This window comes from Acinetobacter sp. YH12027, assembly GCF_013420085.1.
Taxonomy (GTDB): Bacteria; Pseudomonadota; Gammaproteobacteria; order Pseudomonadales; family Moraxellaceae; genus Acinetobacter; species Acinetobacter amyesii.
The window spans coordinates 37,516-61,556 of sequence record NZ_VOYW01000019.1; the positions used below are offsets into that span (position 1 = coordinate 37,516).

22 protein-coding genes are annotated in these 24,041 nt (G+C 40.5%); 7 read left to right on the forward strand and 15 right to left on the reverse strand.

Annotated features, from left to right (window positions below):
* Positions 1-38 precede the first annotated feature (38 nt).
* The 4 genes from FTT94_RS08780 to pheA all read right to left on the reverse strand — a co-directional run bounded on the left by FTT94_RS08780 (position 39) and on the right by pheA (position 5,046).
* Positions 39-410, reverse strand: coding sequence for a hypothetical protein (locus FTT94_RS08780; RefSeq protein ID WP_180170617.1), 372 nt, complete (start codon positions 408-410; stop codon positions 39-41).
* Between the two features lie 112 nt (positions 411-522).
* Complete coding sequence (locus FTT94_RS08785; RefSeq protein ID WP_180170618.1) at positions 523-2,772, reverse strand: bifunctional prephenate dehydrogenase/3-phosphoshikimate 1-carboxyvinyltransferase; 2,250 nt, start codon at positions 2,770-2,772, stop codon at positions 523-525.
* Positions 2,773-2,775: 3 nt separating this feature from the next.
* The gene (gene hisC / locus FTT94_RS08790) at positions 2,776-3,867 is read right to left on the reverse strand and encodes a histidinol-phosphate transaminase (protein ID WP_180170619.1); all 1,092 of its coding nucleotides are present in this window, start codon (positions 3,865-3,867) and stop codon (positions 2,776-2,778) included.
* Positions 3,868-3,936: 69 nt separating this feature from the next.
* Positions 3,937-5,046 (reverse strand): prephenate dehydratase, encoded by a 1,110-nt coding sequence (gene pheA / locus FTT94_RS08795; protein ID WP_180077541.1) that lies wholly within the window; start codon positions 5,044-5,046, stop codon positions 3,937-3,939.
* A 572-nt stretch (positions 5,047-5,618) separates the two neighbouring features.
* Between pheA and FTT94_RS08800 the strand changes: the two genes are divergently transcribed.
* Entirely contained in the window at positions 5,619-6,149 is a 531-nt protein-coding gene (locus FTT94_RS08800; RefSeq protein ID WP_180170620.1) for a DJ-1/PfpI family protein, read from the forward strand.
* A 145-nt stretch (positions 6,150-6,294) separates the two neighbouring features.
* Here FTT94_RS08800 and FTT94_RS08805 read toward each other — a convergent pair whose 3' ends face one another.
* Together FTT94_RS08805 and FTT94_RS08810 are read right to left on the reverse strand one after the other, a co-directional pair.
* The gene (locus FTT94_RS08805; RefSeq protein WP_180170621.1) at positions 6,295-7,437 is read right to left on the reverse strand and encodes an acyl-CoA dehydrogenase family protein; all 1,143 of its coding nucleotides are present in this window, start codon (positions 7,435-7,437) and stop codon (positions 6,295-6,297) included.
* 173 nt (positions 7,438-7,610) lie between these two features.
* Positions 7,611-8,957 carry a dicarboxylate/amino acid:cation symporter gene (locus tag FTT94_RS08810; protein ID WP_168379336.1) on the reverse strand — a complete coding sequence of 449 codons (1,347 nt, stop codon included), beginning with the start codon at positions 8,955-8,957 and terminating at the stop codon, positions 7,611-7,613.
* 408 nt (positions 8,958-9,365) lie between these two features.
* Here FTT94_RS08810 and FTT94_RS08815 point away from each other — a divergent pair, with 408 nt between their 5' ends.
* Positions 9,366-10,364 carry a glycosyl transferase family protein gene (locus FTT94_RS08815; protein ID WP_180118049.1) on the forward strand — a complete coding sequence of 333 codons (999 nt, stop codon included), beginning with the start codon at positions 9,366-9,368 and terminating at the stop codon, positions 10,362-10,364.
* 91 nt (positions 10,365-10,455) lie between these two features.
* Here the strand turns inward: FTT94_RS08815 and FTT94_RS08820 are convergent, their stop codons facing one another.
* A complete protein-coding gene (locus FTT94_RS08820; protein WP_078189099.1) occupies positions 10,456-10,722 on the reverse strand; it encodes a YeaC family protein in 267 nt (88 codons plus the stop codon).
* 2 nt (positions 10,723-10,724) lie between these two features.
* Complete coding sequence (locus tag FTT94_RS08825) at positions 10,725-11,663, reverse strand: NAD(+) kinase (RefSeq protein ID WP_078189100.1); 939 nt, start codon at positions 11,661-11,663, stop codon at positions 10,725-10,727.
* Positions 11,664-11,815: 152 nt separating this feature from the next.
* On the opposite strand from FTT94_RS08825, the gene mrcB reads away from it, so the two are divergent.
* Positions 11,816-14,209, forward strand: a complete 2,394-nt coding sequence (gene mrcB / locus FTT94_RS08830) for a penicillin-binding protein 1B (RefSeq protein WP_180170622.1) — start codon at positions 11,816-11,818, stop codon at positions 14,207-14,209.
* 37 nt (positions 14,210-14,246) lie between these two features.
* Positions 14,247-14,768, forward strand: a complete 522-nt coding sequence (locus FTT94_RS08835) for a tetratricopeptide repeat protein (protein WP_257224301.1) — start codon at positions 14,247-14,249, stop codon at positions 14,766-14,768.
* A gap of 141 nt (positions 14,769-14,909) precedes the next feature.
* Here FTT94_RS08835 and FTT94_RS08840 read toward each other — a convergent pair whose 3' ends face one another.
* Complete coding sequence (locus FTT94_RS08840; RefSeq protein ID WP_180009489.1) at positions 14,910-15,809, reverse strand: NUDIX domain-containing protein; 900 nt, start codon at positions 15,807-15,809, stop codon at positions 14,910-14,912.
* A 147-nt stretch (positions 15,810-15,956) separates the two neighbouring features.
* On the opposite strand from FTT94_RS08840, the gene hemP reads away from it, so the two are divergent.
* On the forward strand, positions 15,957-16,127 hold the full coding sequence (gene hemP / locus FTT94_RS08845) for a hemin uptake protein HemP (RefSeq protein WP_078189103.1): 171 nt from the start codon (positions 15,957-15,959) through the stop codon (positions 16,125-16,127).
* Between the two features lie 197 nt (positions 16,128-16,324).
* Here the strand turns inward: hemP and FTT94_RS08850 are convergent, their stop codons facing one another.
* The 4 genes from FTT94_RS08850 to FTT94_RS08865 all read right to left on the reverse strand — a co-directional run bounded on the left by FTT94_RS08850 (position 16,325) and on the right by FTT94_RS08865 (position 20,674).
* Positions 16,325-17,644 (reverse strand): HAMP domain-containing sensor histidine kinase, encoded by a 1,320-nt coding sequence (locus FTT94_RS08850; protein WP_180170623.1) that lies wholly within the window; start codon positions 17,642-17,644, stop codon positions 16,325-16,327.
* Positions 17,645-17,648: 4 nt separating this feature from the next.
* Entirely contained in the window at positions 17,649-18,317 is a 669-nt protein-coding gene (locus tag FTT94_RS08855; protein WP_180009491.1) for a response regulator transcription factor, read from the reverse strand.
* A gap of 131 nt (positions 18,318-18,448) precedes the next feature.
* Positions 18,449-18,811, reverse strand: coding sequence for a NirD/YgiW/YdeI family stress tolerance protein (locus FTT94_RS08860; protein WP_180170624.1), 363 nt, complete (start codon positions 18,809-18,811; stop codon positions 18,449-18,451).
* Positions 18,812-18,916: 105 nt separating this feature from the next.
* On the reverse strand, positions 18,917-20,674 hold the full coding sequence (locus FTT94_RS08865) for a GspE/PulE family protein (protein WP_180027311.1): 1,758 nt from the start codon (positions 20,672-20,674) through the stop codon (positions 18,917-18,919).
* Positions 20,675-20,884: 210 nt separating this feature from the next.
* Between FTT94_RS08865 and FTT94_RS08870 the strand changes: the two genes are divergently transcribed.
* A complete protein-coding gene (locus tag FTT94_RS08870; RefSeq protein WP_180170625.1) occupies positions 20,885-21,898 on the forward strand; it encodes a hypothetical protein in 1,014 nt (337 codons plus the stop codon).
* 39 nt (positions 21,899-21,937) lie between these two features.
* On the opposite strand, the gene tsaA is transcribed toward FTT94_RS08870, so the two are convergent.
* Positions 21,938-22,651 (reverse strand): tRNA (N6-threonylcarbamoyladenosine(37)-N6)-methyltransferase TrmO, encoded by a 714-nt coding sequence (gene tsaA, locus FTT94_RS08875; RefSeq protein ID WP_180074080.1) that lies wholly within the window; start codon positions 22,649-22,651, stop codon positions 21,938-21,940.
* Between the two features lie 106 nt (positions 22,652-22,757).
* On the opposite strand from tsaA, the gene FTT94_RS08880 reads away from it, so the two are divergent.
* A complete protein-coding gene (locus tag FTT94_RS08880) occupies positions 22,758-23,537 on the forward strand; it encodes a ferredoxin--NADP reductase (protein WP_078189109.1) in 780 nt (259 codons plus the stop codon).
* Between the two features lie 74 nt (positions 23,538-23,611).
* On the opposite strand, the gene FTT94_RS08885 is transcribed toward FTT94_RS08880, so the two are convergent.
* A complete protein-coding gene (locus tag FTT94_RS08885; protein WP_180170626.1) occupies positions 23,612-23,854 on the reverse strand; it encodes a hypothetical protein in 243 nt (80 codons plus the stop codon).
* Between the last annotated feature and the right edge of the window lie 187 nt (positions 23,855-24,041).

Sequence of the window (24,041 nt, forward strand, 5' to 3'; positions counted from 1 at the left end):
TGCTTTTTTATGGATGATTTTTAATTCAATTTTTCAGATCATTTTGTCATCTGTTTCCATTGAAACTCAGTATACGAGTCTTCTTCTTTTAAACTGTTTTCGACCGCTTGAGCCAATTGGTTCAATAGACTTTGCTCAGTAATACGGTCTAACCAATCTTGGTCTTCATCTGGATAAGAGGTAATTTCACAGACTAGACGACCTGATTCATCCTGCCCCTGACATGTCACTGAAAGTGGCAATTCATGTTGATCGACACTGACTGCAATCTGATCACCACTTTGCGATAACGTTTGAAAGCCATAACGCTCTAATTTATTTGCCAATAATTCAGCAACCTGAGTTTGCGTATCAGCACTGCTTTCAACTCGATTTGACTCGCTATGCGCGGTGAATTGTAGTTTTCTCATGTATCTATCCAAAGACATTCTTGTTGTATGGTTTTAGCATAAGCAATTAAAACCAAACAGCCAAGCATTTGCTTGGCTGTTGTTGAATAAATATACAAATTTAGTGAATTATTTATTCACTTACCACAATCGTTAAACCGGCTTGAGTCGCTAGCTCTGTAAATGTCGGGAAGCTGGTCGCAACAGTTTCTGTACCCACGATATTAATTTCACCCGAAGTACGTAAACCTGCCATTGAGAAGCTCATTGCAATACGGTGGTCATGATGTGATTCGATTTGACCACCTGTGAAGATTGCACCCCACTCACCCGCTTTGCCTTGACCTTCAATGATAATGCCGTCCTCGGTTGGCGTACAATCGATACCCATAATTTTTAGGCCATCTGCCATCACTTGAATACGATCCGACTCTTTCACTCGAAGTTCAGCTGCACCAGTCAAAATGGTTTGACCCTCTGCACATGCAGCAGCAATAAATAACGCTGGGAATTCATCAATCGCTAATGGCACTTGATCTTCTGGCATATGAATGCCTTTGAGTGTACGTGAACCACGAATACGAATATCTGCAATCGGCTCACCACCAGCGATACGCTCATTTTCAACAGTCAGGTCAGCACCCATCTGTTTTAAAATTTCGATCACACCTGTACGTGTTGGATTAATGCCAACCGCTTCGAGTGTGACATCTGAACCTTCAGTAATCGCTGCACCCACCATAAAGAATGCTGCAGATGAAATGTCAGAGGGTACTTGAATGTCTGTACCGACTAACTTGCCGCCACCTTGAAGTGAAATGCGGTTGCCTTCTGTTTTCACGTCATAACCAAATGCACGAAGCATACGCTCTGAATGGTCACGTGTTGGTTCCGGCTCAGTGACAACAGTTTCACCTTCCGCCCAAAGACCAGCCAACAAAATACCGGATTTTACTTGTGCAGATGCCATTGGTAAGTCGTAATGAATACCTTTCAGGTTTTGACTTCCGGAAATAGACACGGGCGGCGTACCACGCTCACCTGTAGTTTGAATTTGCGCACCCATTTCACGTAATGGTTTGGCAATACGTTCCATTGGACGTTTTGATAATGACGCATCACCCGTCATCACCGAATCAAACTTCTGTGCCGACAACATGCCTGAAAGCAAACGCATTGAAGTGCCTGAGTTACCCATATACAAAGCGCCTGCAGGTGCTTTTAAACCATGCATGCCTACACCATGAATGGTGACTTCGCCATTTTTAGGGCCTTCAATACTCACTCCCATATCACGGAATGCTTGGAGGGTTGCCAAGGCATCTTCACCTTCAAGGAAACCCGTGACATGCGTTGTGCCTTCTGCAATAGCACCAAACATGATAGAGCGATGTGACACAGATTTATCACCTGGCACAGTAAATTTACCTTGGAATTGCTTTGGACCCGGTAAAATTTTGAATTGCTGTGTCGTCACTTTATTTTTCTCCATCAGTGGTTTCTTTGCGAGCATGTGATTGAAATGTTGACGTGCCGCTTGTGCATGCCCCAACAGTCCCATCAACGCTTGTGAGTTTTCATCTTCAATCAGTTTACGAAGAATAGCCAATTGTTTTTCAAAGCCATCTACCGCATTTAAAATTGCCTTTTTATTGGCAAAAAAGATGTCATGCCACATATGTGGGTCGCTTGCAGCAATGCGTGAGAAATCACGAAAACCGCCAGCGGCATAACGGAAAATATCTAGATTATCTTCTCGGTTCGCAAGTTGCTCAACCAAGTTAAATGCCATCAAATGCGGAAGATGACTGGTATGGGCCAACACTTCATCGTGTTTTTCCACATCCATGCAAATCACTTCCGCTTTGGCAGCTTGCCACAATTGAATCAGTTTCTCTACAGCCCAATCTGCACTGCTAGGTAAAGGTGTCAAAATCACTTTGTGATTGGCAAATAAATCCACTTTACCAGCATGCACACCTGTCAGTTCAGCCCCCGCAATCGGATGCCCCGGTACAAAACCAGCAGGTAATTGCTCACCATAGACCGCTTTCGCTGCATCAACGACATTGCCTTTAGTACTTCCAACATCGGTAATAATCGTCTGTTCGGTTAGATAAGGTTTGATCGCCTCAAGGACTTTTTGTGTCGCACGTACAGGCAAAGCCAAGACAACGAGATCTGCACCTTTGACCGCTTCGGCAGGATCGCTATAACCCTGCTGAATAAGTCCTAAAGCTTTTGCATCTTCTAAAGTTTTTTGTGAACGCGTAGACGCCACAATTTCCTTAGCCAAACCTTCAGCAATCATGACGCGAGCTAGGCTTGAGCCAATCAGCCCAAGCCCAATAAAAGCAACTTTTTCAAATAGTGGCACAGACATGACTTAAGCTTTAGCCTCTAAGCCCAAAACTTTAGCCAAGGCAGCTAAGAATTTAGCATTTTCAGCTTCAGTCCCAATTGATACACGTAAATGCTCAGGGATACCAACTGGACGAACAATCACACCTTCTTTTAATAAAGCATTGAAAGTCTGTGCAGGATCTGCTTTTACATTTACTAAAATGAAGTTCGCACGTGAAGGCACATACGCTAAACCTAGAGCATTAAAACCAGACTCAAGTTGCGCCATACCCGCTTTATTGACTACACGTGATTTTTCAATAAACGCTTCATCTTTGAGTGCCGCAACAGCAGCCACCATCGCAAGATGGTTTACGTTAAATGGTTGACGAATACGATTAAGGAAATCCGTCACTTCAACTGAAGCCAAAGCAAAACCAACACGTAGCGCAGCCAAGCCATAGCATTTTGACATGGTACGGCTAACGATTAAGTTTGCGTATTGATCTAAGAATTTCAAGCTATTGAAGTTTTCTGGAAAATATTCCACATAGGCTTCATCTAAAACCACGATCACATTTGCAGGTACTTTTTGCATGAACGCTTCAAATTCAGCTTCTTCAAACCATGTGCCTGTTGGATTATTTGGGTTCGCAATAAAAATCAATTTAGTATTGTCTTTGATTGCCGCAGCCATTGCATCTAGGTCATGTGAAAAACATTTTGCAGGAACTTCAATCGCTTCAGCATTAATCGCTTGTGTCACCAGACCATACACAGCAAATGCGTGTTGGCTATACACCACAGAGTCTTGCTCTGAGACAAAAGCACGAGCAAAAATTTCTAGAAGATCGTTTGAACCATTACCCAATGTAATACGGTCATGTGCAATACCAAATTGTTTTTCAACTTGGTCTTTCAAAATAAAACCGCCACCATCCGGATATCGACCAATTTCTGCAAGTTCAGCAGCAACCGCTTCTTTCACTTTGTCAGAACAACCCAATGGGTTTTCATTTGATGCGAGTTTTACGATATCTGTAATACCCAACTCACGCTCAAGTTCACTAATTGGTTTACCTGGTTGGTAAGGCTTTAGCTTTGCAATGCCTTCATTGGCTGGGACAAACGTCATTTTACACTTCCAGTTTTTTCAAATGATGAAGGTGATCAACTCCTGATGGAATTGATCACAGTTGTGATCTTAAAGAACAGCAATCGGATATGAACCCAATACACGAATTTCTTTAACCAATGGACGAATTTCTTCAATCGCTGCTTTGACATTGTCTTGTTCTACATGGCCTTCAAGGTCAACAAAGAAGACATAGGCCCATTTTTCAGGCAAGGCAGGACGTGTTTCAATACTGGTCAAACTGATATTGTGTTTTGCAAATGGTGCAAGAATTTCAAGCAACGCCCCTGCACGGTCATGCGCAGAAATCAACAATGAAGTTTTATCATTGCCCGATTGCGGTACTTTCTCACGACCAATCACCAAGAAACGAGTAGTATTTTCAGGATTGTCTTCAATATTGCTATGCAAAATTTCAAGGTTGTAAATGTTCGCAGCGACTTCAGAAGCAATTGCTGCTGAGTGCCATTCATTGCGAATACGGCGTGCAGCTTCTGCATTTGAACTGAGTGCAACACGTTCTACACCTGGATAATGAGCATCTAACCAACCACGGCATTGCGCCAAAGTTTGTTGATGAGCATAAATTTGTTTAATGCTGTCTTTACGTGTGTTTTCAGACACTAGGAACTGGTGATGAATACGCAGCTCCACTTCACCAATAACATTCAGATGTGAAGATTTGAAGCAATCTAGGGTGTGGTTCACTACACCTTCAGATGAGTTCTCTACAGGCACAAGACCATAGTGCGCACTGCCTGCTTCTACTTCGCGGAATACTTCATCAATCGTTGGAAGAGGGCGAACAACAGCGTCTTGACCAAAGTGTTTCAACACCGCCGAATGTGTATATGTCCCAACTGGACCTAAGAACGCAATACTTTGCGGTGCTTCAAGAGCTAAACAAGCCGACATGATCTCACGGAATAAACGTGCCATTGTCACATCAGACAATGGGCCTTCGTTACGATCCATAACTTTACGTAAAACTTGTGCTTCACGTTCAGGACGATAAAACAGTGGATTCTCTTCAGCAGCAAATTTTGCTTTTGCAACTGCCTCAGCTAGTTTCGCACGACGATTGATAAGTTGTTGAATCTGCATATCAACAGAGTCGATATCTTCACGAATTTGAGCTAAGTCCAGAGAAGTCGGAGTGTTTTGATCATCGTTGATCATTGTTATGTCGCCCTTCAAAAAAATTTTGCAAACAGTATAACAATAGTTAGCTTTCAAATGTTGCGCAATACGACTTTGATGGTTTCAGCCTTAAAAACAGACAGTTGATTAAAGCTTCATCAGCTTAACTTAAGAGCCAAAACAGCCAAACTGATAGGTAAAGCCATAATTAAGGCAAATCTTACCTTTTGACGGCTTTATTGATCATTCATCTTGAGCAGCACAATAAATAGACCTTCTCTTTTCCTCCAAATTTGCATCAGATCCATCCCCTTGTATAAGCCCATCAATCAATTTGTTTCATTGGTCATTTCATTTTTAAATTTTGCTCTCAATACTTGAAGCAAAATAAAAATTTCAAAACTTGGCTTTCATGGCATAGAAATAATTTAAAACTTAAAGATGATCTATATAAACACTTGGTCATTGATCGTTTTTTCAGTGACTTAATAGGCACTTTCATCTAGTGTTTACAGTCATTGACGCATTTATTACAAAAGACACAGGTAATTTTTATCATTGCTTTGTAGTCTAAATATCAGAAAAAAAATAACAGACCCATAGGTACAAGTATGCACAAGAAAATTGCAGTGTTAGTGACCTACGATTTTGAAGATATTGAGTATCTTGAGCCTGTAGAGGCATTTCGAGCCGCTCGGCACAGCATTATCAATATCGAAGATCAGGTTGGAAAAATCGTTCACGGCATTAAACGACGCTCCCAGATCACCATTGATCAGAGTATCGATGACGCCTCTGTGCATGATTTTGATGCCTTGTTTATTCCCGGCGGTTATTCCCCAGAGAAACTCTCTTTAGATGACCGTTTTATCTATTTTGTACGTAATTTTGCAGATAGCCAAAAGCCGATCTTGAGCAGTTGCCATGGTCCACAGTTGTTATTAGAAGCTGGTGTTATACAAGGTCGCCATTTCGCCCAATCTGAAACGCTGAAATCTGCTTTACTAAACGCAGGTGTGGTGGTGTCGGATCAATCGGTCGTGAATGATAATAACCTGTATATATCGTCTCGCAGCACTTTAGATATACCTGAATTTATCGAAGTCTGTCTGCAAGTTTTGGGGCAACCGTCATTATCTTAGGTCTCAATATATTCACTTACACTCAACCGCATAATCTAATTCAAACACGCAAATCTGTAGAAATACATCGTCTCTATAAAAATACATTGTCAAAAAAAAGCGAAGTCTTCACTTCGCTATTTTTAATGTCAGCCTGATAATTTGTTTATCGACCTAAAATACTTCGTGCCACGATTTCTTTCATAATTTCATTGGTGCCACCGTAGATTTGCTGAATACGTGCATCGACAAAGAAACGTGAAATTGGATATTCGGTCATATAACCATAGCCACCAAATAATTGAAGTAGATTATGGGCCACTTTCATTTGCATATCGGTAGAGAAGCTCTTGAGGGCTGCTGCAGTTTCAACATCAAGTTTGCCTTGCATATAAAGTTCAACATTTTGATTATAAAATGCCGCTGTAGCCAATTCGTCAATCTTAGCCTGTGCCAAGACAAAACGAGTATTTTGGAACTGTCCGATCGCCTGTCCGAACGCTTGTCGCTCTTTAACATACTGCGTTGCCACATCAATGGAACCACGAATCGCACCAATTGCAGTCGAGGCAATTGCGGTACGTTCACGCGGTAACTCTTGCATCAAGTAAGCAAAGCCTTGTCCAGCTTGACCCAAAAGTTGCTCTTTTGGCACTTTGACGTTGTCATAAAACAACTCTGAAGTGTCTTGCGCATGCAGACCAATTTTGTCGAGGTTGGTACCTTTCTTAAATCCATCCAAATGTGTATCGACTAAAAGTAATGATACACCTTTGGCACGTGCTTGTGGATCAGTTTTTGCAGCCAATACCACAAGGTCTGCATGTTGACCATTTGAAATAAAAGTTTTCGAGCCATTGAGTAGATAATAATCGCCCTGCAAAATTGCACTACTGCGCATAGACTGCAAGTCCGAACCTGCTCCCGGCTCTGTCATACCAATAGCACCGACGACCTCACCTGTGACCATTTTCGGTAACCAATATTGTTTTTGTTCTTCTGAACCAATGTGCAAAATATAAGGCGCTGCAATTTCAGAATGGCATGAAATACCTGTCGATAATGCACTAAAACCTGCGCGTGCAGACTCTTCAACTAGCATCAGTGAATAATGCGTTGGGACGCCATAGCCGCCATATTCTTCAGGCACATCGACACATAAAAAGCCATTTTCACCCAAAGTATTCCATACTGAACGCGGCATAATGCCTTCACGTTCCCATTGCTCATAATGTGGTGCGATATGCTCTGCCATAAAACGGCGAAAGTTATCTCGAAATAATTCTAAGTCTGCATCATAAGCCAGCATGTGTTTCTTCCTTGGTGTAAGTTTGTTGTTTTGTTGAACTCCATCCTATTGCAGTTTAGAACAGCCGTCATGCCTAAAAACTAAAGCGTTCAAATTTGGCTTTAGTCCTGCATTAAAAAAAGGAAGCCGAAGCTTCCTTTTTTAATTACATCTTTTACATCACAGCATCTGCCTTAGGCATGATGTGCATTGCCTTCTTCTTGCATCTGACGGTCAATTTCTTCAGGATTTGCTAAAGCAAAATCCAGTTTTTCTTTGTCTAATTGACCCACCCATTTCGCAACCACAATCGTTGCCAATGAGTTACCGACAAGGTTGGTTAATGCACGTGCTTCTGACATGAAACGGTCAATACCAAGAATCAATGCCAAACCAGCAACAGGAATATGCCCCACAGCAGACAATGTTGCAGCCATGACAATAAAGCCTGAACCCGTCACACCCGCAGCACCCTTAGATGAAATCAGTAGAACCAATAACAAAGTGATCTGATGCGAAATATCAAGCGGTGTATTGGTCGCTTGTGCAATAAAGATTGCTGCCATGGTCAGGTAAATAGACGTACCATCTAGGTTAAATGAATAGCCTGTTGGAATAACCAGACCCACTACAGATTTTTCTGCACCTGCAAGTTCGAGTTTTTTCAACATACGTGGCAGTACAGATTCTGAAGATGACGTACCTAGTACGATCAAGAGTTCTTCGCGAATCATACGAATCATTTTGAGGATACTGAAACCGCAAATACGTGCAATTGAGCCAAGTACAAGGAAAATAAACAGCAAACAGGTAATATAGAAGCAGATGATCAACTGACCCAATTGCGCCAAACTACCGATACCATATTTACCAATGGTATAAGCCATCGCACCGAAGGCACCAATTGGCGCAAGCTTCATGATCATGTTTACAATGTTAAAGAATACATGTGCAATTTGATCAATAAACTTCAATACAGGCTTACCTGCATCACCAAGTTTATGCAATGCAAAACCAAATAATAAGGCAAATAATAGAACTTGAAGAATCTCACCCTCAGCAAACGCACCAACAACGGTGTTTGGGATGATATTCATAAAGAAATCTTGGGTAGATTGTGCTGCACCAGATTCAACATATTTAGAAATACCTGCAGTATCTAAAGATGCTGGATCTACGTTCATGCCTACACCTGGTTTTGCAATATTAATTACTGCAAGACCGATAATGAGTGCGATGGTCGAAACAATTTCGAAGTATAGTAAAGCGACACCACCTGTTTTACCCACAGATTTCATGCTTTCCATACCTGCAATACCACTCACCACGGTACAGAAGATCACAGGTGCAATAATCATTTTAATTAGCTTAATGAAACCTTGTCCTAGTGGATAGAACAATTCACCCCAGCCTTTTACGTATTGCTCGGTACCATTGATGATTTGCGTACCACTTGGTGAGAAATGCCCCACCAATACACCCGCAATAATGGCAACGATCACTTGAAAATATAGTGACTTATAAATTGGTTTTTTAGCCATGACATTACTTCACGATATATTTCTGCTTCAAAGAAATATTCAGTTTTTGTCTATTTTCAAAAAATAAACAGCCCAAAACCCCTTTGTCTTCGACAAAAGAGCACCAAAGGTATTTGACTTAGCCAAATACAGAAAAACGAAATATGTATGGTGATTAAATAATCACATCAGGACCTGATATAAAATCAGCGCATTGATCAGGAGATGAAACACATACTAAAGTAGGTTAAATTTTACCTGTTTTTTAAAGGCTTGTTCTGCCACAAATGTTAATTTCGGTTAAATAATAGACCGAGTTTATTAGACGATAGTCTAAAGACATCCTTTTTTAAACCTGTTATCAGGCTGAAAAATACCAACTATAGAAGTAAACTATCCTTAAGTCCTAATTTTAAGCCCAGTATTTGCATGAACAATAAACGAAATATTTACAAAGATTTTGAACATCCTTTTGCGCAATTTGTCCGTATCGTGGGTAAAGGTAAAAATGGCGCACGTTCTCTCACTTATGATGAAGCCTACCAAGCGTTCAGCATGATCTTAAAAGATGAGGTTTTAGACGTTCAATTGGGCGCTTTCTTGATGTTATTGCGTGTAAAAGAAGAATCTGTCGATGAACTGACAGGCTTTGTCCAAGCCACACGTGATCAGCTCAAGTTTAAAAAGCTTGATGTCGATTTAGATTGGTCATCTTATGCAGGTAAACGCAAACATTATCCTTGGTTTTTATTGGCCGCATTAACGCTGGCAAAACACGGCTACAATGTCGTGATGCATGGTGCTTCAGGTCATACCATTAACCGCCTTTATACAGAACAAGTATTAGAGTATTTGGGTTTTCCTATTTGCCAAAATGATACAGATGTGGAACAGCAGCTCAATCAGCGTCATTTTGCTTATATTCCGCTCGACGTCATTTCGCCAATACTCAGTGATCTAATTTCACTGCGCAATGTGATGGGTTTGCGTTCCCCAATTCACACCCTTGCCCGCCTAATAAATCCGTTTAATGCCAAAGCCACCATGCAAGCGATTTTCCACCCAGCCTATCGTGGATCACATCAACGTGCGGCATTCCAATTGGGTTATCAAAATAGTGCTGTCATTAAGGGTGAAGGTGGTGAATTCGAACGTAACCCCGATGCAAAAACCTTAATTTGTGGCATCAAGGATGGTGAAATGTATGAACATGAATTGCCTAAACTGACGGACAACCGCAGTCCCGTCGAAGAAGAACTCGATTTGGCCGTCTTTAAAGCCGTTTGGGACGGTCACCAGACACATCAATATGGTGACATCGCGGTCACCGAAACCATGGGAATCGCACTGTATACCATGGGTGCCGTCGCAAGTTTTGATGAAGCGATGCAAACTGCCAAAACCATGTGGGCAAATCGTCACGCTTAAATAAGCAGATATGAAGCAACAAATTTAGGCATGCATCAGCCAATAAAAAAGCCAGCATTAAGCTGGCTTTTTCAATCAGAAAGAAAACGGATTAAACGAAACGAATCGGCTTGAACTCAGGTTCTTCCACATGCGAGTCGCAATGCTCATCTTCTTCTTTGGTCCCACGGTCGATATAACCGCTACGCTCATCTTCTGGCAAATGTTTAATTTCCCATGCATACACCGCTTGCATACAAATTTGACGTTGTTCTTGAGTCAGCGCTACGCCATTTGGCCATTTACCAATTTCAATTGCCGTTTTTAATCGACCAACAATTTCAGGATCGAGTACGGCAAGCATCTGTTCAATATTCATAATTAATCCTGCTTTAATGAGTCAAAATCTTGGTTCCAGCCTAGCTTGGTACGACATGCCATATAGAAGTCATAACCAGGTGGATGTAATAAGTTGAGCTTAAATGGATGTTTGCGGATATGTAAACTATCGCCTACACCCAATGATACACTGTGTTGACCATCGGCACTGACCATTGGTAGAACACGATTTTCACGAATCAAAATTTTAATTTCGCTTTGTCCGCCTACGACAATCGGCCGTGACGACAAAGTATGTGGATGCATTGGCACTAAGGCAATCGCATCCATACTTGGGTGGACAATCGGCCCACCGCCAGATAATGCATAAGCTGTAGAGCCGGTTGGCGTGGAAACAATTAAACCGTCACTGTGTTGGCGGTACACATATTGGCCATCGATATTCAGTTCAAAGTCGATCATATGTACCGATTTACCTGAATGCAGCACAATATCATTTAAAGCCACGGCATCATAAATCGACTCACCTTTCGAGCGAATTTCCATTTCCAGCAAGAAACGTCGATCCAACTGAAACTCACCTTTGAGCACTTGATCTAACTTGAAAATCACTTCTGTCGGTTTGATATCGGTCAGGAAGCCCAAACGACCACGGTTCACCCCAATCACAGGGGTATTGTATTTCACCAAGGCACGTGCGGCATGAAGCAATGAACCATCACCGCCGACAACGATCACCAAATCGACAACTTCACCCAATAAATTACGGCTGACCGTCTGAGTATTATTGTAGGGAACCAGCTGCGCTGTTTGCGTATCAAATACAGGATGTAATCCCAAACTCAAAATATGATCGTGGATCAAACATAGGGTTTCGATCACTGATGATTTGTCTGGACGACCAATCAACCCAATGTTTCGAAATGATTTATGTGAAATTTGCACCTGCGCTTTTGCTCCGCTTCGCCTCATTGGTATCATATCACTAACAGAAATGATTTAAAAAAACTTTAAAGTTTCGACTTTAGTGAAGTAGCTTCCAATATTTTGCATACATATAACAGTTTAAATATTGCAAAATACTGAAAAGCTTCGCATGATTAGCAAAATTTCTCAGGGTTTTATCACTATTTATGAAGTCTGAACGTGGCATAGGCATAATTGCACTGATTTTTTCGCTGTTGATTATCGGCGGATTTCTCGTGTTCAGCATTTATCTTATTCGTCTAGATAATATTGTACGGGATAAATTCGAAGGTCAACGTTGGGATATTCCAGCCAAGGTATTTGCTCGTCCTTTAGAAATTTACACCAATGCGCCTGTAAGCCAAGCAGACCTCAACCAAGAACTGAAACTTTTGGGCTATAACGCTCAAGACAGCTATGCGAAAACGGGGAGTTACGTTACTTCTGGCAATGTGACCTATATCCATACGCGTGGTTTTGACTTTGGTGATAGTGTCGACCCTGAACAAGTTCTTAAAGTGACTTTTGGTGAAGATCAAATCACTGAAGTGAGTGCGACTAAGCCATCAAGTAGTGGTATTGCCCGTTTAGAGCCGATGCTAATTGGTGGTATTTATCCTCAACATAATGAAGACCGTGTACTGATTAAACTTGATAAAGTCCCTAAGCCTTTAATCCAAGCCTTAATTGCTACAGAAGACCGTAATTTCTATCAGCATCATGGTATTTCCATTCGTGGTACAGCACGTGCCATCGTGAGTAATGTCACAGGTGGTAAACGTCAAGGTGGTTCAACCCTCACTCAGCAATTGGTGAAAAATTTCTATTTATCGCCTGAGAGAACCATTAAGCGTAAGGCCAATGAAGCCTTAATGGCGATGCTGATTGAACTTCACTATGACAAAGATGAAATTCTTGAAGCTTATTTAAACGAAGTGAACTTAGGGCAAAACGGTAACTATTCCATCAATGGTTATGGTTTAGCCTCACAATTCTATTTTGGTTTACCCCTACGTGAACTAAATATTGCTCAGCAGGCGTATTTAGTCGGTTTGGTTCAAGGTCCGACCCTATATAATCCGTGGAAAAACCCTGAAAGTGCGATTAAACGCCGTAATATTGTGTTAAACAATATGGTGGTGATGGGCTATTTAACTCAAGAACAATATGAAACTGAGTCAGCGCGTCCATTAAATGTCATTACTAAACCAACATTGGGCCCTTCTCGCTTCCCTGACTATATGGATATCGTGCGTCGTCAACTGCGTACCGAATACCAAGAAAGCGATTTGACCAATCAAGGTCTTCGTATTTTCACCGCGATGGACCCGATTGCTCAAACTCGTGTACAAACTGCATTTAAAGAATCTGTGGCACGTTTAAGTAATGCTAATCCAGCACGTTTGAAAGAATTACAAGGCGCTGTACTGGTGTCTCATCCTGAAAATGGTGAATTGGTTTCAGCAGTGGGTTCAACGCAGGACTTTACTGGCTTTAACCGTACGATGGATGCTAAACGTCAAGTTGGTTCATTGCTAAAACCTGTGATTTACCTCAGTGCGATAGAATCCAACCGCTATAACTGGGCGAGTCAAATCGAAGACAGTCCGATCAGCATTCAAAGTGATGGCAAAGCTTGGACACCGAAAAACTATAGTGGTGGTGCACATGGTGTTGTACCAATGGTCGATGCCCTATCAAACTCTTATAACCTCTCTGCGGTACGCTTAGGTCAAGAGTTCGGTATGTCGACTTTTATTAACCATCTGAAAAAGTTTGGTGTGACGTCTAATATTCCAAACTACCCTTCGATTTACCTCGGTGCTATCGATATGTCACCGATGGAAGTGATGAGTGTCTATGGCAACTTTGCAACCGGCGGCTTCAAATATCCAGTGAAAGCTATTCGTTCAGTGATCGATGCCAATGGTCGTTTATTAGATCGTTATAGCTTAACGGTACAACCGACTATTGCACCTGATGCAGCCTTTATCTTGAACTATGGTTTACAACAAGTGATGAGTTCTGGGACAGGCCGTTCGGCTTATGCATCATTACCAGCTTCACTCAAACTTGCAGGTAAATCAGGGACAACCAATGATACGCGTGACTCATGGTTTGCAGGTTATTCAGGTAATTATTTAAGTGTGGTTTGGTTAGGTTTAGACAACAACAAAGTTACAGGCTTAACTGGTTCGTCAGGAGCACTTCCTGTTTGGACCAATGTGATGAAGCAGTTACGTCAAAAGCCAGTTAATTTACGTCAACCAGACAGCGTTCAGTGGCATTGGTTAGACCGTTATTCAGGTAATTTATCTGCACAGCATTGTACAGGTGCGATGTATATTCCTCTGTCGCGCAACTCTATTCCAAATCAAGCGACGGCATGTGGTTCGACACAATATGAAGTAGAACCTTACACAGTTGATACTGAAGAGACGCAGCCAACTCAGGAACAAAATGATAGTTTAGGTGACTACATTCGTGAAAGTGATGTCGATAATGATCAGGGTTCATCTGATCAACCTCGCATCATCTCAAGTGGAGAGTATACAAATTAAATTGCAAAACATTAAAGTTTTAAAAACGTTCAGTATTCTGAGCGTTTTGACGATCATTTTGGCAGGTTGCCAAACCATAGTCGAACCTGAGCAAAAGCCGCCTGCTCCACCTGAAAAAAAGGCAGATATCCATGACTCTTCTGGGGTCATTATTACGCCATATGACCATCCAGAAATTAAACGTCAACGTATCGTTATTCCTGAACAGAAAACCCAAATTCAAAAGTTTGATGATGGCCGCGACTTACCTGCATTCAAAAAATTGATGCAAACTACGCAAACCGCTTATGCCAATGGAAAATGGAATGAAGCTGAAAGTGCGGCAACTCAAGCACAGCGTTTGGCACCACAATCTGCGGAAACTTTTTTATATTTGGCAATGATCGCCAATCGAAAAAATCAGCCTGCGAATGCAGAATCGTTGGCACTGCGCGGATTAAGCTATGCTCAAACCAAGCCGATGAAACAACAGCTTTGGAATGTTGTTTTAAAAGCCGGTCAAATGCAAAAGAAAAGCAGCACCATTCAAAAAGCACAACAAGCAATTAAAGCTCTTTAAGCACCCCGTAAAAAAGCTTGATCTTAATTGAGATCAGGCTTTTTTATTTAAAACATACTAAAAGTAAGCTTATTTCCAATAGTTACTTTAAGTCTAAAATATCGACTTTAAATACAAATTTAATTCAATACACACTTTAATTTAAAAACTGCGAATACCTGCCACCCCATAAGCATGATGTTGCTGTGAAATAGACAATAATTCAGGACGCATGCCACCTAAAGCAAAAACAGGGATTTCTATGCCTCGTGCAATCTCAGAAAAATGCGCCCATCCCATACCTTGCGCCTCTGGATGACTTTGTGTCGCCAGAACTGGGCTCATAAAAATAGCCTCACAGCCAATTTTTTGCGCATGCAGCGCAGAAACTTGATCATGACAAGCTGCGATATAGCGCTTCCCAAGCTGTAAATCACCTTTATTTTTTTTCAGCAATTGGTGCTGCTTAAGATGTAAAGCCGAAATATGTGCTTGCACCTCTGTAGAGAGTAATGACCATAGATCTTCATTAATTATCAGTTGTTTTAAAATCACGGTAGGTAATTGATTTAATGCCTCTGCATTTTCTGCGCTGGCATCGACTCGCCAATAATACAACAGCGTCTCTTTAAGCGTTTCAAGTGTTGGTAAATCGGCGGTGATTTTGATCTGTTGCTGCCAATATAAACGCTGCAAAATAGCTTGATTGGCCTTTGGAAAATTCAAACTCATGAGTTGTTGACGCGAATACCAGGCCCATGGCTTTTGGATTTCATTCAGCAACGCATGCGGGACGGTGGCATGAAATAAATGTAATTTCACAATGACATCATCATATTCATGTTGAATAAAATCAAAAGCATGCCAGTCATGTAAACCAATTCCAACCTCTTCAAAAATTTCACGACGACAAGCCTGTTCAGGACTTTCACCCTGCTCGACTTTACCGCCCGGAAACTCATGTTTATTGCCCTGATGTTGTTTTGCTTCACGCCAACCCACCAGTACTTTGTCTTGATGCAATAAAATCGCAATGGCGACATCGATTTGCGGTTTAGACATAGTTCCCTGCTCTCTACTCTGTTCCAATTGATATCTAAGTGTAAGCAAATTTATCTTTTTTATAAAATCCTAAAATTACCGTTGACAGGCCTATTCGATAATGATTATCATTTAAACCATTCAGAAATACACCACGGAGTCGACGGAATGAACGCACCATTTAGCCTTTTTACTCGTAGCAATGAAGCACACCACTCACTGCCAATGCTACATTCAAACAACCTTTTTGCTTTAGGACGTGAAATTCGCATTATGCATGCAGGTGAAGAATATCGACTACGTTTAACACGAAATAATCGCCTTATTTTGACCAAATAATTTCTGATAAAAATAATAATTATCAGCGCAATAAAAATAATCGTGGACACAAGCAGTAAGCCATTCGCTTACTGCTTTTTTAAGTTTTGTACTTAGTTAAATTAAGTTTTATAGCTACTCAAACTTAATTTAAATCGCAACACTCATCTTCCTCTCACAACACTCTTTCGCTAAATTCCTTAGAGCAAATCGTGTTTTTAACGGATTGGAAAAGTGAGTTGTACCTTTAAGCCACCCAGTTCAGATGCATCCACATTTAAATGGCCTTGATGTAACTGTACAATTTTTTGGGCAATTGAAATACCTAAACCTGAACCTTGCGTCTTCGTTCCCAATACACGGTAAAATCGCTCGCCAATGCGTTGCAATTCTGCGACTGTCAGTCCCGCACCTTGATTTTCAATCGTCCAAACCGCCTGCTGTGCTATTACCGTTAAATCAATCTTTACCTGTCCTTGCTCAGGACTATAGCGAATTGCGTTATCGACTAAATTGCGTAGACAGCTAAACATCAACTCTGGGTTCATAGCAAACTGTACAGACTGGGTCTGTAGCTTCAATTCGATCTGTTTTTCTTCAATAAAAGGCTGTAAAGCGTCAAAGACTTGTAAACTCAGCTGTTCTAAGTCTTCTTGTTTTTTATCTAATTGCTCCGATTGCGTCGGGTCGAGCCGTGCCAAAATCAGTAGATTTTCCAACACGCGCGTTCCTCGATTAACATCGTGCTGTATGCTCAATAAATCCTGCTGAATGTCGGGATATTTTCGTTTTAATACCTGAAGTCGCATTTGAATCGCAGACAGCGGTGAGCGTAATTCATGTGAAGCATCGGATGTAAAGCGTTGTTCCGCCTCTAAGGCTTGATCTAATCGACTTAATAAAAAATTCAGCTGTGTTTGGATCGGCTCTAGTTCTTGTAATACAGGTTCAGGTAAGACAATGGCTTGTAAGTCATCTACATTTTTTTCAGCGATTTGTTTTGAAAAAAGCTGTAAAACTTTCAATTGACGTTTAATCAAAATATGCAGTAATAGCCATTGGATCAACCAGACAATCAACAGAATCCCTGCATAGCCTAGTACGCTTTGCAGCGTTTCTCTGAGCCGTGTTTTCATCGGTTGAATGATTTGTACGCTTAATCCATCGTCCTGAAGTGCATAGCTACGCCAAAGCGCGCCTTCTCTCCATTGATAATGCAACCCTTGTTTTAAATTGGGCTGATGTTCAAATGCTGTGTGTTGTTCCGATGTGGTTAAGACTTGCGACCCTTGCATGAGTTGATATTGCATATCAAACTCTTCACTCAGCTCATCTATTTGTTCGTCTTGCTTCAGCGTGAGATCAGTAGCAGTGAGCATGTCAGCCACTTCGTCCATCAGGGCATCATGTACACTCATGATGTGATAAAGACCAAATCCCAACATCAGACACAGGGAGATTGCTCCCGCCCAAATTGCACTGAGCAGTGAGGTTTTAATCAGTTGCGACTGTAAGGAAATGCTTTTTTTATCACTCATAGACTTAACTTTGTTGTGGAAGATTCATGCGATAACCCAAACCTCTTAAGGTTTTGATGTAATCACTGCCAATCTTCTTACGCAATTGGTAAATAAAAACTTCGATCGCATTACTTTCAACTTCATCCCCCCAAGCATAGAGTGATTCTTCGAGTTGGCTACGCGTCATAATATGCTCAGGATTTAACATCATCTTATGCAAGATTTGATATTCACGCGATGTCAGCGTAATCAATTCCGCATTTTTACGCAGCGTTTTGGCTTGTACATCTAAACTTAAATCCCCGAAAGTCAGAGAATTATCACGCTGTTGATGATGCAAGCGTAATTGGGCACGTACCCTTGCTGACAACTCTTCCAAGCTAAAGGGTTTTACCAAATAATCATGAGCACCCAGATCTAAACCTTCTACACGATCTGCAATACTGTCCCGAGCAGTAATGAATAAAACTGGTGTAAGCGGATGCAACTGTACGATACGTTTTAAAATTTCATCACCAGTTACTTTTGGTAAGCCACGATCTAAAAGTATGCAATCATATTGATGTTGTTCTAAAGCCAAAATAGCGTGATCGCCGCGATCAACCCAATCGACACTATAGCCATCCATTTCAAGCCATGTTTTTATACTGTCTGCTTGGGATGCATCATCTTCTGCCAATAAAATTCGCATCTTACCTACCCTATTTCTATGGTTCCGACTTCAGTGTATCGAACTTTTGCTCATATCTACTCATATCATAAAAAAACCACAGCAAGCCGTGGTTTTTTATGGAGCAGCACTGAAATGAATAACAGGCTAAATTAAAATTTTACTTGATCGACATCAACTTCAACGCGTTTCGTCGGTTTGTAATCAATGTCGATTTCTCCAATGAGCGTTACCGGTGTTTTAGCTGAAATCGCTTTGCCTTGCCAAAGTTCATCATCAATATCCACTGTAATGCTGCCTGTGCTATCGCGGAACTGATATTTTTCATCGCCCATCGATTTCACAACATAACCTTTCAATTGAACTTTACTATCATCTTTTAAGCCTAAGGCATGTTTCACCGATGTGGTTTTCATCGGTGCAACTGCAGCCTGATTGACTGCTGTATTCGCAACTGCCACTGATGCCACACCTGCAAATGCTAAACCACATACCAATTGAGTGAATGTTTTCATCTTCGGTCTCTCTTACTGTGTCTATTTCGATAGCGCTATTTAAGCAAAGCAAGATGAGTCGAATCTTAAGCTGCAAAGACGTTTTTATTTACTTTGATCGAACCATTAGTTGAGCGGCACGACACGCAGGACTTCTTCTAAAGTGGTTACCCCTGCAAGTACTTTACGCGCACCGGCAATTCGTAATGGCTCGACATGCTCTTTACGAGCCTGTGTACGTAGTTGGGTTAGATCTGCATTAGCACCAATCAATTGCTTGGTTTCAATACTGAGTGGCATAAATTCATAAATTCCCACACGGCCTTTATAACCCGTTTGACGGCATTCATCACAGCCCACCGCCTCGTAGACAAAATCAGGCATTTGAATCGCATATTCAAAGGTCAGATGTTTCCACTCTTGTTCATTGATAAAAGTCTCACGCTTACAATGTGGACAGAGTTGACGAACTAGACGTTGTGCCAAAACCCCTAATATGGTCGCTGCGGTTAAAAAAGGCTGAATACCTAGGTCATGTAATCGCGTCAAACTCGATGGTGCATCATTGGTATGTAAAGTTGAAAGCACCAAATGACCTGTTAATGCAGCTTGGATCGCCATATTTGCCGTATCATGATCTCGGATCTCCCCGACCATGATAATGTCAGGGTCTTGACGCATTAAAGCCCGTACACCATCAGCAAAGCCTAAATCAATCCCTGTATTCACCTGCATTTGGTTAAAGCTCGGCTCTAACATCTCAATCGGGTCTTCAATCGTACAGACATTCACTTCTTCAGTTGCCAATTGCTTGAGCGATGAATAAAGCGTGGTGGTTTTACCCGAACCCGTCGGACCGGTCACTAAAATAATACCGTGACTATGACTGGTTAATGCTTTCCAATCATCCAACAGACGCCCTTCAAAACCGAGCTGTTGGAAACTACGTACCAAGACTTCAGGGTCAAAAATACGCATGACTAACTTTTCACCAAAGGCTGTTGGCAGCGTCGATAAACGTAGCTCTGTTTCTTGGCCTTTGGGTGTACGGGTTTTTAAACGTCCATCTTGCGGTTTACGTTTTTCAGCCACATTCATCCGACCTAAGATCTTAATTCGCGAGACCACGGCTGTCAGGGTATTTGCGGGCATGTTGTAGATGGTATGTAATACCCCATCGATACGAAAACGCACCTTTCCTGTATCTTTACGCGGCTCGAGGTGAATATCACTTGCACCTTGTTCGAAGGCAAACTGTAAGACCCAATCCACAAGCTTCACAATATGCTGATCATTGGCATCTGGATTTTGTGTATCACCTAATTGTAATAGCGCTTCAACGCCTTTATTTTCACGGTCATAACTCGATGATTTTTGCGAATTACTGACCGCACGACTCACTTGGTAATATTCAACCAAATATCGCTGTAGTTGATCTGGACTGAGTAATACACGCTGAATCTTGCGTGGTAATACCGTTCTCTCTAAATTGGCAATCCATTCATTTTTATAAGGTTGATCCGTTGCAATCAGCACATGCTCATTTTGTAATTCAACCGCTAAAATGCGATTTCGTACTGCAAATTCCTGAGACATAATGGCTGTCAAAGCAGGCACATCAGCTTTTAGAGGATCGATAATATAAAACGGTACTCCAGACTTTTCTGCCAACCATTGGCAAAGTCTATTCAATGTTAAGGTAGACTGCGGATGACTCTGATCGACTAAATTAAAATTGGCAATCCATTGTAGAGGATGCCATTTCAACTGCTCACGCTGACGGTGCGTGGTTTGAATCAGTATTTTGTCCCGTTCAGTAATACGTCCATCTTTTTGTAATTGGTCTAAACACCAAGAAGTGTCAATTTCAAAATTAAAAGTCATTGTTCTATGTTCCCCAAACATAGGTTCACTATAACAAAACCAGCTGATTAAAACGCAATATTTTTTACTTAAATTATTAAGAAAAATTTAACTTAAATCATTAATTTTAATTAGTTAATTTTTAACATTCCCTTTTTTATGTTTTTCTATACTATATGCAACAGTCACAAATAATAGTGACGTAATTCATAATTTATTAAAGAGGGTAACATGAAATTTAAAATTTTAAGCCTAGCCATTTTTAGTTCCTTAATTCTAAGCGCTTGCGGCGGCGGCTCTTCAGACAATAGTTCTACTTCATCTGAAACTGGATCAGGAAATGGAGCTGAAACTAGTTCCGAAAATAATAAATGGTCAATCTACTCACCATCATATTGGGATGGAAGCGACAATTTATTCGAAAAAACACATTTCAATATTCAAAATAATACTATTTATTTCAATGTTGATTATTTAAGCAATAACAATGAAAATTATGACTTGAAATGGATAATTTCTGATTATTTAACAGACGAAGGCCTTTATACACCAGTGCTGAACAAAACCGAATATGGTTATAAATTTGCCAATTTAATTTCTAAAAATGATAGCCAATGGATTTTCACACCAGCATCTAGTCAAAACTTCAATGGTCTGAAACTGACTCAAAATTTCGAAGTGGTAAATTTAACAGGTAAAGAAATTGGCTATTACGTAGACACATTTAATTATCTTTCAGGTGCAGATACTACGTTAGCAACGAAGTTGGGCACATTCCCTAGTTTCTATTATTCAAAATTAAAAGGAAAAACTTTTCCTCAAGGTTCAACTTGCTTAAGACTGAAAACATCATCAAGTTCAAAAAATTATGTTGAACTCCTTGGTGACAACATTAATGGTTTTGATCCTACTGAATATTTAGATGACGGTTATACCATCCAAAACATAGCTTCTTATCCAGTTTATATTTCGAAAAATCAACCTGTAAATTATGATTTTGATGCTTATGTGCAGTTTAATCAAAATTATCGTTATGGCTCATACTATAAATCAGGGACCACTTACACATTGGCTAATGATATTAAAGACTATCAAGCTGACTTAGATGAGGCGATTCAAAATTATGGAAAGGATAGCCTGGAAGCAAAAGTTGAAACTAACTATGTAGAAGCAATCAAAAATGAATGCTCGCTATTTAACAATATCGCTAGTACTGAAATTGATAAATACTCTAAATTAAAGTAATTCGATTTCAAAAAAGATCAGGTTTAAAACCTGATCTTTTTAACTACTTAGAATTTCGTGTACGACTATTTTATTAGTGTCTACGCAAAAACGCACATTACAACCGCCAAACAACATGCCATATATACGTTCAACATCATGCTGATAAGCAGGACGTGGATCTAAACTCAATACTTGTTCCAGTTCTGCTGTTAATTGTTCGGTTAAATTGCCATTATTCAAAAATACCTGTTTTTGTTGCTCAGCGTGCTCTGACCAAATCACAGATTTTCTTTCTGGCTCATCCTGCGCATAACCACTTTGCGCATCCATCACTGCATCTGAATATTGAATATACGGTTTGATATCTAAAATTGGTGTTCCATCCAACAAATCGCTACCGACAACATAGACGCGAACCGATTTACCAATTTTTTTCACCGCTTTGAGCTGCACAACCGACAAGCCCATTGGTGACGGTCGGTACATACTTCGTGTCGCAAATACCCCGATTTTTTGATTACCACCTAAACGTGGTGGGCGAACTTGCGGACGAAATTTTGTCGAATCTGCATTTTTATTTTCATGAAACTGCCAAATCAGCCAAAGATGACTAAAATCATCAATCCCTTCGAAAGCCAATAAATCGTTATAAGGTTCCACCATTTCAATATAAGATTCGACTTGCACCAAATTCGGCTGACGTGGAATACCAAATTTTTCTCGGTAGGGAGATTTCATATACCCGATAATTGGCATTTTAAGCTCAGACATAATCACTTTTTCTGATAAGTTCAATTAAATATATTCAGTTTATCGAGAATGATTTTAGATTAGAATAGTAAGCTGTTCTAATTTGATAATTTTATTGAGACCTTTAATGGCTGCTTTTAACGTCGAAAAGATTACTCACGTCCACCATTGGAATGACACTTTATTCTCTTTTAAAACCACTCGCGATACTGCGTTACGTTTTAAAAACGGTCAATTTGTGATGATCGGCCTTGAAGTAAATGGTAAGCCTTTAATGCGCGCTTATTCTATTGCAAGCGCAAACTATGAAGAAGAATTAGAGTTTTTCTCTATTAAAGTTCCAGATGGTCCTTTAACGTCTATTTTACAAAAAGTAAAAGTTGGCGATGAAATTTTAGTATCTAAAAAACCTACAGGTACGTTGGTTCTAGATGACTTAAACCCTGGTAAAAACTTATACCTACTTTCTTCAGGTACAGGTCTTGCACCGTTCCTTTCTGTAATTCGTGACCCTGAAACTTACGAACGTTTTGAAAAAATCATCGTTGTACATGGTACACGTTTCATTTCGGAATTGGCTTATCAAGATTTAATCTTAGATGAAATTCCTAACCACGAATTCTTTGGTGAATTAGGCGCGAAAGAAAAATTGGTTTACTACCCTACGGTAACTCGTGAAGAATTCCATACTCAAGGCCGTGTAACAACTGCCATTGAATCTGGACAACTTTTCGAAAAAATTGGGCTTCCACGTTTCAACCCTGAAACTGACCGCGCAATGCTTTGCGGTTCACCTGCATTCCTAGACGACGTTGCTGCACTACTTGACCAGCACGGTCTGAAAGAATCTCCTAAGATGGGCGTTCTAGGCGACTACGTGATTGAACGTGCATTCGTTGAAAAATAATTAGCTGAAAATTAAAAAGCGCATGTCATCATGCGCTTTTTTTTTTATCTATATGCCACTAATGACTGATACAGCTATTTTTCTTCTTTTACCTTCAATTCATCAATAATTTTTGCTCTCCACTCTAAACCTTTCTCAGTAGCATCAGGTAATTCATTCGATAAATTAATTTCCACACTGTCATCTGGATATATATGTACAGCTAAATATTTTTTATCTTTTAAATTTTCATTCGTCAATGTGGGGACATTGGTTGCAATATGCTTTTTAGAGCTATTACCTTCTCCCCATTTAATATATTGAGTTCCTGTTATCACTGCTGATCTTTTCGTTCCACTACCTAGCCCTCCACCTAACTCTTCTCCATTTAATTCAACAATAGATCTCTTTCATAAATCAAAAAACGATCTTCTTTTTGGTTAATATTTGCACTCCGGATTTCTTAGCATTCGTGCATAATCTGCGGATGAAATACATCGATTCAAACAAGCTTTCTGATCCTCA